We start from the raw sequence: 14,043 nt of genomic DNA on the forward strand, positions 1-14,043 counted from the left end.
TTAGGGCATTTTTTTAAATCCTTCTTTCTTTATAACCCATGAGCCATCTTTTGGGAACCCTGGTAAATCACTGTTGGAAGCGTCCCATCCTTCAAGCATCATCGCTACGGTCGCGAGCACCCCACCATTACCTGGTAAATAGATCCGCAGGCGTCCATCTTGATAATTATGTCCATTTTTGAGATAGGTATTGGTTTGGACATTCATAAATAATGCATCCAGCGCTTTATTGGGAAGATTCAGACGAGCAGCATTCATGGCCGTCATGGGAAAATCCCACCCCCAGGTCTTTTCCCAATGCCATTTCTCCCAAACGACATCCAGTGTGTTTTTCATCACCGTTTTATTTAGCTTCGGTGATTCAGGAACCATCCCTAATGCACCGAGTACCGCGGGATGGTCCGTCATCCAACGATCGTACGTATAAGAATCGGGAGCAGTTTCAGTAGCCAAGTAGACGTTGTCCTTACTTGGTAAGGGGGCCAGTTTTTCAATAACTTGATCCCATTTGGTCACTCTTAGTTCTCCCAGACGCTCCTTCCATTGTTGCGCTATACGAAGTGCCCAATCCCAATAGGCGACCTCATACGTCGGGTTCATCGTCTCGGAAGCTTTGAAAACTTCTTGTGCAGGAATAACTCCCTTGCCTACATTATAGCGACCCGTTTCCTGATCATAATCTGCAAAGTCGGCCATGAAATCAGCTGTGGCAAATACGAGATCCTTATATTTTTTTAGGACAGCGAGATCCTTTTTGTCCCGATAGGCCAATTCGGTCATATAGATAATATGTGGCTGTTGCCAAACTAAAAATGCAGCTACCGATGAGGGGCTTTCATTCCCTTCGTTATCGGACATTTTGATCCATCTAACCCCTTGATAGCCCTGTCGTTTTGCGAGTTCTCTCGCTTTTTCAAAGGTTCTAAAATAATAATCCAATGTTTTTTCCATGATTTCAGGACGTCCCCATAATGCAAAATGCACAGCATGCCACCAATGCATTTCCGTGTGTGGCTTTCCATACCAACTATTAAAAGTGAGGCCTGTTTCTTGAGGTGGATTACTTCCTCCGCATTGTACTTTTGTCAGATATTGAGAGAGTACAACTCTTCTTTCCAACTCATTGGCTCTCGGATCTGTGCTACCCGCAAAGTCAACCGCAGCACCACTTTCCCAAAAATGCTTCCAGGACCTTACACTTTCACCTACCGCATCAATATATCCTACGCTCTTTTTATCAAAATTGTTTGTGGGCGCAAATGCAAATGAAAAATCAAATTCTCCAAGCGTAGCAGCCGGTTGGTACACAAAATAGTGTGAAGCCGTATTTTTTAAAGTTCCCTGTGAGTAATTCAATTGTGTAAAGTAACTGGCTCCCTGCAACTGATGATTTATTACTGCAACATGTGCAGATTGAGCTACGATCGTTGTTTTATGATCATTCACCTGATCATAGTTGGTACCTTCATCCAAAAATTTTCCGCTTGGGTAAGGATAGTGTACAAATATTTTCAGTCTTTGCTGTGCAATCAATGGTGAAGCGACATGTACTGCAACGCGGTCACTGCTTTGATACGATGTCGTTTTTACAGAGACAGGTTCTCCTTCAATTTGAAATTCACTTGTGATAATACCCGTCCAAAGGTTCAGCTCCTGTCGAATAGCCTGGATATGTTGTGCAGTTGCCCGTTGCCCGTTTTTCAAATAAAGTTCCAAGCCCACATTACCCAATTGCAGACGGTGTTTATTTTCCCTAAAATAGTTTACAGCTTCTGCATTGCGTTCCGGTTCTTTCAATTGGATACTATATTGCGCGTTCCGCCCTTCGCTGTTAAAGTCGTAGGATTTTAATGTTTCTTCGAATTTATAGTTCTTTGTATTGGGGAAAGAATCCCATCCCCACTCGGACTGTGTTCCCAAGGAAACCCCATTTTTATAATAAATGGGAAAAGACTGCATTCCTGTAGCATCGACCGTATAGGCAAAGGTCCCATTACCGACTGTGAGCGAAGCTAATGTATCCATGGTATGATTGGAGACATTGTGCCTTTTAACGACATTTTCCCGATTAATTTTGGTTCCTTGTTGAGCTAGGACTAACATAGGGCTTAGAACACTTACAAGGAAAGTGAAAATAATACTAAACTTCTTTTTCATCTATATTGGATTTTTATGCATACTATATTCGTGTTCAAGATTCCTCCGGAAATTCCGGAGTACATTCTCAATTTATCTATCGCATTAAAGTGAGACCTATCAGACCGATGACCGCATCGTTTGCGACGGCGATAAGCTCTACTGATTGAAGTTTCTTTTTATTGTTTAGAGGCAAGTCCAATAATGAAGCTGCTCCACCATCAATGGCACGATTGCTATACCCCTTGATATCGGTATAATGACTCCAGGTTCCGCCCTTATAAAGCTCTCCAGACTTCAGACTGATTCGGTAAGGAATTCGTTCATCGGGGAGTTCAAAAGCGTGATTATCATCGAGGTAATCCTGTTCGATAGGCCACCAGTTGATAGGGTTGATGAGATCTAACGTATCAAAAATTCCATCAGTATAATTGACCTTAATCTTGGCGTTGATAAGCTGGGATTGCATCGGATTTGTTGAACCGGCGACCAAGAGATACATTTTGCTGGCCTGGCCGGCTAAAGGTATTTTGACGCTTTTTGGATAATTATCCCACTGACTGACAAAGACCACATTTTTGGAGTCATTTTTTAGCTGAAACGGAATACCTAGGTATATTAGATCCCCTTGCTTGCCTTTTTTCATGATTCCCCTGTCGTCAATATTTGCCGTCGTCAATGGATAACACCAATTGCCTATTCCCTGCCAAGGCAACTGCAAGGTTGGCCCTTCCGATCTTGGCGAAAGGTATTTCTGTTTGAAGATATCCGTCAAACGCGCGTTGTAATAACTCGATAAATTTTCCGCTAAAAAATCAGGTTTATCATCGATATTCCAATCGATATAATCTACTGTTTGGCGATAAGTTCCCACAACCAGATTAACGCTATTTGTTCCCTTTGAAAAGCTATTGATGGGAAGTTCCAATTTCTTTATTTCTCCTGATCTCAAGCTGAAGGCTGTTTGAAAATCCTGATGATCAATTACCAGTTGTTGTGGCTGAGCAGAACGGTTTTCCATCGTCAAAAAATAGTTTCGCTCTTTACGCAGAATAGTTGAATTTACAGGCGGTAATAGCCGAATATCAACTGCCTGCCACCAAACCATAACTCCCTGCTGAAGCTTCACGAAAAAGGTTCCTACCCGCTCATGCTGGACAAAAGAAAATTTGTGACCGGCTTTCTTTTGGATAATTCCTTGAGGATCGTAGCTTTCCAACAATTGGGTGTTAGCAGGTAATGGAAAAGCCCATTGATCGGTGAATACTTGCTCCACATTTTTGGTATCCATCTTTTCGAGTTTACCATCCCCCATTATCGTGATGTCGAAATTCCGCTCAGCTTCAGATTCAACAACAATACATGCCCCATTTATAGCGGAAGATTTTAATGACCACTTGACTTCTTTTCCATTGACTTTAACAGCACTCACCTGGGTAAAATCTACGGGAACTTCCAAAGCAAGTTTTACGGGCATCGCATAACGCGTGTTAATCTGAAATGTAATAGCAGTTTTAGTTTTCTTATACGTATAACTCCATTCCGGCATTTCAATCTGTGCAAAATTCCATGTCGATGGGAAACCAGGTTTAAGAAACAATTGTTTGTCCAGTAGACGTGGATGCACGCCAAATAATCCTTCGACTAATGTACGAGATGCTACACCAATTGGGTCGGCAAAATCACGGTATAATTCGCCTCTAAATGCATCATAGTGGGAAAGCTGCTGAAAGTTGGCGGGACTGATCCCATGATACATACTTTCCATAAGGTTACTTTTCCAGAGCTGATAGGCATCATCCGCCCGACCAGATTGCCAATAGGCCAATGCTGTCTGTAGATTCTCTGCCAAAGCAACATTATTGACCGACCAAGTGTAAGGCTGCCATGTCGTCGTCGGCAATGTATACAGGTCGTGCTGTTCCTGTCCTTTGATATGAATAGGAATCTTTGGCAAATAATTAGTTACATATTGGAGATTTTGGTAGCTTTCAAAATCATCTAGAATAGCAGCGTCTGCGGTATGATAAATGGTCCACAAACCCGCATTTTCGTGTATAAGCTGATTGCCAAGCGCATCCTGGAACTCGGCAAAATGACCTTTCTTTTGCAACCAAAGTCGATCTTTTAGCGCTTTTTGAATCTTATTTGCTTCTTGTTGGTAGGGCGTCGCATCCTCACCTATTACCTTTGCGAGTTTGGCTATTATTTGATTGGCACGGTACATATAGGCGGTTGTGTGCGTGACCGCGCCACCGGAATATTGTAAACCATCACTTGCCCATATTGCACAATAGGCATCGTATAAGCCATCATTGTCCTGATCGAAATTTCGCTTTTCCCAGTTGAGATGCCGAGTCAGCGTTGGCCACATCTCTTTGATATAAGCAACATCCCCTGTATAATTAAAATGTGACAACAATTGATCGATAAAGACCAAGTTCATATCGTAGTGATGGGGTACCGTATTATTATTTGGATTCCGAGAAATGTAGCCGCTTGAAAACATAGAAGTACCCATTTTTTCCAAATGTCGAGCTAAGTGCAAAGTTGTATCCATCACCACCCGTCCAGCAGCGGGTTCGCTAACCTGCGAATTCGCATAACTCGAAAAATGTTCTTTCGCTCTGTCATACCATCCCAATACATCTGCGGTGTAAGCTCCCCGCCAAGCATTCAAACGCATACGCCATGCCACAGCTCCATGCAAGAAAGTAGGCGATTCCCAAATTCCATCAGCGGCAACCGAAAGCGCTGCCCCCAAATTATTGATGTATCGATCCGGTGTGTTTATTTTAACCCGACTAGCCAGCGAAACCCTTTTCTGATCCGCCAGCTCATAAATCTTTTCTAATGAGCCTTCAGAAAATTCCGCAGCAGAACGCTTCCCTTTAGCGATTTGAATATAACTTGATTTTTTAGTCAGCATAAATTTCCCGACAAGGATAGGACTACCCTTATTCTCCGTTTTCGTCAGATTAGAGAGATCATCCAAAACGGTAGCATCTGACATCCGCAGTGCTGAGAGTCCTGAAAAACTACCCTGAATAAATTGGGGCTCATTTTTCTTATTTTGATACTTAAGTCCAAAACTATTTTTTTCCAGTGTATATTGATTATGTTCACAATATCCAGGAAGAAGATAAAACCCCGATTCTGGATCTGCGCCTATGTCGCCATTTCTACTGAATGTTTTTCCGCTAGCTCCCCCATAGACAGCGTAAAGATGTGCATCCGGTTTAATATTCGCCGCCTGTAATTTTACGATCATCCCTTCGGCATCGGCCTGCGCCATCACAACGATATCGATATAACCATTTCCAAGTAAAGCATCTTTGATGCGATAATACATAGCTCCGGGTCGATACCTTGTCTCAATATGATCGGCATCAATCACTTTTTTTCGCTGCTGTTTATTGCTGAGAACAAACTGTAAGTTCCCTGCCATCCCCGGCATGTACAGTGCAAATTCAGGTAAATCGCCTACTTCTACACGGGATGCCAGGTTATTACCATAAAGAGCACGATTAAATCGATATCTTCCATTCACCAGTAAGAAATCTCCTTTATCCTCGGTATAATGCAGTACACGGTCGTTATCTTGCCAATGTTTTGACTGGGCAACAGCTATCTCCAGGATAGTCCCAACTAGCAAGCCGCAAAAAATCAAATACTTTCGTATCATATCAATAATTATTTCATGAATTAGCTATGTGCAAATCTTTTTAATGACCGGTAGCTACTTCTTAGTCGCTGGAGTTTATACTTTCCGTCGATGGTTATGTTACGTTAATCGAAAGACTTGATTTCTTTTCCATTGACAATGACATTTTTTAGCAAGACATTCTTGAGGTAATCAACTTTAAACGCTTCTTTTACACCATCAATTTTACAATTGACCATCGTAAAATCGGTTATAGGTGAAGATTCGTATGCTGTGGAGAGCACAGCATACTTTCCGCCACCTTTAACATGGAGGTTTTCGACCCAGATATTGCGAATCGTTGGAATATGTTTTCCGGGTTTTTCATAAAACATATTAAATCGTACAGCTGCTTCCTTATATTGCCCCACTTCCGTGTTATAAAAAAAAACGTTCTCAATGATCCCACCTCGGCTGGAACTGGTTTTTATCCGTAGCGCCCGATCCAAATTTGGACTGTCCATGACATTGTTGAGTGCATAGATATTTCTGGCTCCGCCTGCAATTTCGCTACCGATAACGACGCCGCCATGACCATCTTTCATTTCACAATTTTCGATGATATGATTCTCCGCAGGTCGACCAATAGTACGGCCATCTTCATCTCTTCCCGATTTAATAGCAATACAGTCATCGCCGGTATCAAAATAACAATTTCTGATCCATACATTTTTACTTGCTTCAGGATCGCAGCCGTCATTATTAGGTCCATGACTTACCACTTTCACACCTTCAATCAATACATTCTCACATAGGACAGGATTAAGATTCCACATCGGAGAATTAATCAGCTTGACGTCAGCAATCCAGACATTTTTGCATAAATAAGGCTGCACAAAATTGGGGCGAAGAAAATTGCCCTCGCCAAATACTCTTTTATACGGGTCCATCTCTTCAGCCATCTGCTGATGCAAAATTGCCCGGGCAGGCTTTTGTTCTCCAGGGCGTCCTTCGTGCCATCCATATTTTCGGGCACCACACCAATACCACCAATGATCATTATCGGCATTTCCATCCAGCAATCCTTTTCCTGTGATGGCAATATTCTCTTCTTTGTACGCATAGATGAAAGGAGAAAAATTGATGCATTCCATGCCCTCCCAACGCGTGAATACCATCGGATAATCAGCACTATCACGACTAAAGAGTACGGTTGCCCCTTCGCTGACATGAAGGTTGACGTTGCTTTTCAAATAGATTGCACCGGTCAGATAGACTCCCTTCGGGACTATTACACGCCCTCCACCCTGCTTATTGCACGTTTCAATTGCTTTTCTAAAGGCTACAGTATTTTTTGTCCTGCCATCTCCAATAGCACCGAAATCGTCGATGGAATAATCTTTCTTTTCAAATGTAGGAGCAACAATGATCTTTTTAAGCTGTTCAATTTCCTTTAAGGGTTGCTTTGCACTGGTCCAGGATGTTTGTTGCGCTTGACTTGCTACGCATGCAAAAATTACGAGGAGCATACTAAAAATCTTTTTCATTGGCTTATAATTGTTTCTGGTTGTACTTGTTTATATCAGCTGTCAAATTCGGCTCACTTGTATCGATCTTCAACATACAGAAGCAAAACTTTGCAGTTATTTTCTCGAATTAAACACGATTATCGCAGACTCTTCACACGATCTCAAATACAAAGGCTGTCGAAGTTTCTGCTATTCCGCCTTGGGTGGCTCCAAAAAGGAAACGCGGTTTATCCGTTATTTTATCCATCAGGATCATAGGTCTTTCAAGCCTGCCAAAGCGCTTCAAGTTGGCTGGTGGGGGCGGTTCCTGAATATAGGTCGATAAACCTAGATAAGCCACTTGCGGTTCAGACCATTTAACGCCATCTGATGATTTTAAGATCAATCCATCTTCGTGATTGTAAAACCCCATATCCCTTGCTAATAAACAATACTGTTCATCCTGTTTCCATACGAAAGCATCTTCAAGCTGTGCATTATGCGGACGATCAGAAAAATCAATGACCGGATGCTCTGATTCTTTCACATATGGTCCCAAGGGATGTTCAGCTTTGGCCAATCCATACTTTCGATTTCCTCTGACAGGACCTTTATCCCGCAGATATTCAGCAGTATTCCAAGATTTATAATACAACCAAAATTTACCATCGTTACCTTTTAGAAATGCAGGATTTGTGGTACAATGATCATCCCATGCCCCCTCCACGCCAGGCAATAAGATTGGATTATCCTGCCGTTTCCATGGTCCATCCAGGTTTTTCGCCGTTGCTACGCCTATCCTTTTGGTATCTGTCTTTCCGTTGGAATTTCCCATATAAAAAAGATAATACGTATCCGCTATCTTTTTTATCAGTGGATTATGACAGGTTGTACTATCCCAAAACCCTTCTCGAGGTTGTAGAACAACATCCTTATGTTGGAATGTTCCATAGGGAGAATCAGCAACTGCGTGCGCTATCTCGGAACCTTTGATCCAGCCACCCATCCCTTTTTCCTTTCGCCAACGTGAATAAAAAAGATGAACCTTACCATCGTCGCCCCAAATCGGAGATGAGCACCAAATAAAGTAATCTACCAATTGTAAGGATCTTCCAATCGGTTTCAATTTGAAATAAGGAGACTCCAGTATACCCTTTTTAGCTGTCGTATCTAAAGGTAACACCATCATCGCCCACAAAAATGCATTTGATTTTAAGAAGACTCTTCTATCCATGTGAACATTTCCCTTCCGTTGATCTATAATTTGGTTTATTCCGATTCCCAATGTAATGAGAATCAAACCGAAAGATACCAAAACTAGCAATAGTCCCTATCCTGCGCTATCCTGCAATCGCTTACATTTTGATAAAAAAAAACCTACCCATTCCATTCAGAACAGGTAGGTCAGGTTCACGTTTATTACCATCAAAAATTAATAGCCTGGATTTTGCATAGCCTGTTTTTCTGCAGGCGTCAATGCGGCACCACTTTCATTGGTTGTTGCATCCAAGAAAGATTGCGGAATCGGTCGATAGTAATGTGTATTTGGACTAAATACTGTATTCCCGCGTACATAACCATCATTAAAGGCTTTCCATCTCGCTTCCAATGTTTTGGTGCGCGCCAAATCTTCCCATCTGTAAAGTTCACCGCACAATTCACGTGTGCGTTCATTCAACAAAAATGCCATCATTTTCTGTGCATTGCTTGTTGCGCCCAATTTCTCGTAGATTGGCGCATCAACTGCTGAATTATAAATGTCAGCGACAGAATTGATCAGCATCTGTGTTTCGGAAGAGGCCGTAGTTTTCGCAATATCATTATTGGATTCGTAGTATGAATTTCCTTCCCAATAGATTGCTCCTTCCGCAGAAAAGCCGCCGCCCTTTCCAACAGCATAGGAATTATTCTTGTAGGCTTGCCCGCCGTCGACATTCTTCGCTCGGTCTTCACCGTTTTTATAGCCAGCACGACTGCGCAATTTATTGATCCACTGGATTGCATTCGCGTACTGACCTTCACCTTTACGGATATAGGCTTCGGCTACCATTAAGACATCTTCCGCCGAGCGCGCCATAATAACATCTCGCGTACCATTGGCAGACGCTATACTAACCCGATAGCCATCTCTGAACTTCGAAAGCGCCACATAACGTGATTGAACACCAAAGTATCCGTTATTTCCATGTTGACCCACCCAAGCTTGAGGTTCTCCCTGAAAGTAACGTACAAAAGTATGCGGGTTCTGCATCACGCCATTTTTAAGAACTCCTGTTGCATCACCGGCCACTGCTTTGTAGCGTGTATCGCCAGCGTTGTTGACAATGTATTTAATACCCAGCTCTCCACCTTTAAATCGCTTCGTTCCAACAACACTTCCTTCAGGCCCAAGCGATGCATTAGCTGCAGTCCAGACAGGGGCATTAGCGGTATTATTGGCGCCATACATCGTAATAAAGGATTTCCAGAAACGTGAATCATTCACCCTGTCAAATACATCCAGCGTATAATTTGTGGTACGGGCATAAGAAAATTCACGGTCGCCGGAGATATCGCGGCTTGTTCCTCCTAAATCTTGATAAACAGCAGGGTAGTAAAGATGAATCTGATTTCCATAACGTCCCCATGTTGCCTGGTCGTCCGAAAACTGTGCCGACAGAACAACCTCCGAGACTTTTTCGTTAGCACTATTGGCCTTTTGATAATCCCATAGTTTTACGTAATCATCTACCAGGGGATGTGCCGCCGCGACCTCCGTTCCATATTTGATGACAGCATCTAAGTCTTCCGCGGTATATTTTGAATTCCAAGCGGCATATAACTCACTCGATCGAGTCAATCGTGCTTTAGCAATATAGTGTGCTGCAGCTGACTTTGTTACACGCCCAAATTCTGTCGCCGAAGCCGGCAACAACGTATAAGCCTGCTCAAGATCCGCTATGGCCTGTGCAAAACAAGCATCTTCGGAAGCTCTAGTAAAATAGGATTCAACCTTTTCGGTCGGGGTCAATTTCAGGGGGACACCTCCAAACTGTACAATCAGCTGTAAGTAGAAATATCCCCGCATAAAGTATCCCTCGCCAAGACGTGTATTATAATTGGCATTGGATTTATCATAATATAAGGGTACGTTTTGAATCAGGGTATTGGCCGATTCGATACCGCTATACATATTATCAAACACCGGCTGAATATTTCCACCACCATAAGTTGATTCAGCAGGATTAAGATCCATACTATAACTATTAAAGCTTGGGGAAGCATTATTTGCATCTGTAAACTCATCTACACCTAGATTGAACAGGGCCATCCCCCAGGTATAATTATATTTAAATTTCAATTTGGAGTAAACACCTGTTGCTAAATCATCTAGCCCTGCCTGAGTTTTAAAATAGTCTGTATCCGGTATGGTAATCTGCTCCTCTTTCAAAAAGTCTTTACTACAGGCGTTCAATACTAATAATCCTGCCGCACCTAACATTGAAGCAACTAATATTTTATAATTTTTCATGAGAGTCAATTTTTTAAATCCTTTTGCTGCTTAAAATCCTATGTTCACGCCGATCACTGCTCCTCTTGTGGTGATGGCGGAGCCGGCTTGCGTTGTATTATTATTATAACTTGCTAAGTCTGGATCCAGAAAATCCACTTTTGAATACAAAATCGCCGGGTTCATAATCTGTGCATAAACCTTAAAATTACTGATGCCAAGTTTTTGTAATTTTGTTTTCGGAAAATTATAACCTAAACTTACATTTCTTAGCTTGATAAATGATCCGTCACGGTAATTCATGGAAGAGTTCCAAGGATCTGCCGCTTCACCATTTGAGCCTGGCTGATAATATTCAGCATCTTCATGAACGCCCGGAATAAAGTAGTCCAATTTGCGTTGCATATAACGCCCATCCAACGTTGCAGCTCCAGCGTTTATGGTCTGTCCCCAACGCGAGAAAATAAAGAAAGATAAGTCAAAGTTTTTGTAGGTGAATGTATTCATAATCCCGCCAGACCATTTTGGACGATAGGATCCCAACACTTGTCGATCATAATTGCGATCTACTTTGCCATCAGGCACACCATCTGGACCACCAATATCCTTCACACGGATCTGTCCCGGTTTAGCGCCATATTTTTTAGCCTCCTCTGCTTCTGAGGTTTTCCAAATACCATCGTAAACCACATCATAAGGGACTTGAATCTCCTGACCAACAATCCAGTTATTGGTTAAATCTTCTTTTCGTCCGTTATTCAATTCGAGTATTTTATTCTTGTCTTTGGACCAAGTTAAAGTCGTATTCCACTGAAAGTTATCATTCTTAACATTGACAGTATTGATCTGAAGGTCAATCCCCCAGCCTGAAGTCTTACCAACATTTGCCATTGTGGCCCCATAGCCTAAAACAGAGTTTAGCGTCATGGCCAATAACAGATCATTCGTCTTCGTTTTATACATGTCTAAAGCACCGCTGATTCGGTTATTTAGAAAGCCATAATCTATACCCAAATTATATTGGGTCGTACGTTCCCAGCCCAATTCGGGATTGGCCATTTTTTGCGGATTAGCAGCAGAAGGATCTGAAGCAACATATCCTGGTGTTGAATTCGTCGCGCTCCAGTTGTAAAAATTTTGCGTCAATAATCCTTTCGTTTGATAAGGTCCAATTGCGGCATTACCAACAATACCAGCTCCCAAACGCAATTTTAGTGTATTGACAAAGCGAGCGTCCTTCATAAAATTTTCTTGGTCAATGCGCCATGATGCAGCTACGGAAGGAAATGAGCTCCATTGATGCCCCGGTGCCAATACCGAAGATCCATCCCAACGCACAAAAGCAGTTAACATATAACGGTCCTTATAGCTATAATTTACACGAGCCATATAGGATTCCATTTGTCGCTCAGATAAGCCTGTTCCCCAACTGCCGATAAAACCTCCTGAATTTATATTATACCATAATTCTTCTGCGCTATACACATCCGTAGCTTTCATATTACTTGATTCAGAATTATACTTGGAAGAACTCTGCAACAAGGTTATACCAAGATGGTGATCCGTTCCAAAATCGCGGTCGTAATAGATCAAATTGTCTAAAGTCCAAGCTAAATTGCGGTTTGTTGAATAAGTCACCGCATTATTTCCATCACCATTTATTCCCTCCGCTGCATTTGCTAAACCCAACCGGTAATATCTAAATTCAGGTCCAAATTGCACCCGATATTTTAAACCTTTCAATGGTTCATAAATCTGCCCAAAATCCAATTGGCTAAAGAAACTACCATTCGCACCAAAAGTCTGACGTTGATTGGTATTATATTCCAATTCATTAATTGGATTGATGATATTGATATCACCCGCAGCAGGATTTCTCAGATAGTTTCCGTTGTCATCATAAGGAACTGTCCAAGGTAACATACCTCGTAAAGCACTGTAATAGTCACCTGCACCTGTTACAGATTTAGAGAAATTATAGCCATAATCTTGATCGGAGAAGAATGTGTTTATTGAAGCTCCCATGGTAAACCATTTTGTTGGTGTAGCTTCAAAACTTACTTTTGAAGTATAGCGATTAAATTTCTGACCGGGTTGTGTAGCATCTTGCTTGAGATAACCAAAAGAACCATAACCTTTGGAGTTTTCCCCTCCACCTGAGACGCTTAAAGTATGTTCGGTAGATAAGGCATTTTTACGTCCAAGATCTGCCCAATCGTAATTACCGACTAAGCTTGGATCCCATACGGTATTGTTATTAGTCCAACCTTTAGCAATATTTGCCCATGAGGCAGCTACAGATCCCCATCTAGAAAAATCCTTTGCATAATCAGGTGTCGTCGTTCCGAATTTCGCCAAACGCGCATAATCCAACCATTCCGCAGCATCCATGTACTCTGTGACATCATACATTTTCTCAAAAGTTGCCGTACCAGCATAATTCAACATTAAACGTCCCTTTTTTCCCTGCTTGGTCGTCACCAAAACAACGCCGTTTGCACCACGTGAACCATAGACAGCTGTTGCAGAAGCATCTTTTAAGACATCAATGGTCTCTATATCACTCGGATTAATATTGTCAATGCCACCGGCCTGTAATACCATCCCATCGACTACATACAGTGGTCCCTGATCTGCAGTGATCGATCGCACACCTCTTATCGTTATACTACCTGTTGTTCCCGGACGTTGGTTCGAAGTGATATCAACACCAGCCACCTTACCCTGCATTGCCTGCAATGCATCTTTCACAGGCATTGCCTTCAGTTCTTTCTCACCCACACTGGCAATTGACCCCGTCACATCCTTCTTTTTCATCGTGCCATAACCAACTACCACGACCTCTTCCATGACATCGACCTTTTGTGCTAGAACTACATTCAAGTTATTTTGATTACCCACAGAAATTTCTTGGGATTCGAAACCAAGGCTTCTAAACGCCAATACATCAGATGGCAGTGCATTGATGGTAAATGACCCATCGGCATTGGTCTTTGCCGTCATAGTTTTGCCTTTTACCTGTACAGTTACACCTTGGATAGGCAAACCTTTTTCATCGTTTACTTTTCCAGTCCTAGTGGTTTGAGCAAATAAATTCAAGGTGCACAGCATCGCCATAAATAGCAAAAAAGTGTACTTCTTTACATGATGATCAAACCTAATTGTTAAATAGTTTATCATTAAAGTATTATTTAGGTATTATTTTATTCTTTCCCTTGTTGATCTTCGGTAGTGAAAATCGGTTTTCATTATACGAGATAATGAAA

6 protein-coding genes are annotated in these 14,043 nt (G+C 42.0%); all 6 read right to left on the bottom strand.

Annotated elements, in window-relative coordinates:
- On the bottom strand, positions 1 to 2,157 hold the full coding sequence (locus CBM24_RS24500; protein ID WP_088163063.1) for a hypothetical protein: 2,157 nt from the start codon (positions 2,155 to 2,157) through the stop codon (positions 1 to 3).
- Between the two features lie 76 nt (positions 2,158 to 2,233).
- A complete protein-coding gene (locus CBM24_RS24505) occupies positions 2,234 to 5,821 on the bottom strand; it encodes a DUF4450 domain-containing protein (protein ID WP_088163064.1) in 3,588 nt (1,195 codons plus the stop codon).
- 104 nt (positions 5,822 to 5,925) lie between these two features.
- Entirely contained in the window at positions 5,926 to 7,326 is a 1,401-nt protein-coding gene (locus CBM24_RS24510; protein ID WP_088163065.1) for a glycoside hydrolase family 28 protein, read from the bottom strand.
- Positions 7,327 to 7,459: 133 nt separating this feature from the next.
- Positions 7,460 to 8,521, bottom strand: a complete 1,062-nt coding sequence (locus tag CBM24_RS24515) for a glycoside hydrolase family protein (protein WP_088163066.1) — start codon at positions 8,519 to 8,521, stop codon at positions 7,460 to 7,462.
- Between the two features lie 198 nt (positions 8,522 to 8,719).
- A complete protein-coding gene (locus tag CBM24_RS24520) occupies positions 8,720 to 10,798 on the bottom strand; it encodes a RagB/SusD family nutrient uptake outer membrane protein (protein WP_088163067.1) in 2,079 nt (692 codons plus the stop codon).
- A gap of 30 nt (positions 10,799 to 10,828) precedes the next feature.
- Positions 10,829 to 13,957 carry a SusC/RagA family TonB-linked outer membrane protein gene (locus CBM24_RS24525; protein ID WP_198385992.1) on the bottom strand — a complete coding sequence of 1,043 codons (3,129 nt, stop codon included), beginning with the start codon at positions 13,955 to 13,957 and terminating at the stop codon, positions 10,829 to 10,831.
- Positions 13,958 to 14,043: the final 86 nt, after the last annotated feature.

This window comes from Sphingobacterium sp. G1-14 (assembly GCF_002196555.1).
Classification (GTDB): Bacteria; Bacteroidota; Bacteroidia; order Sphingobacteriales; family Sphingobacteriaceae; genus Sphingobacterium; species Sphingobacterium siyangense.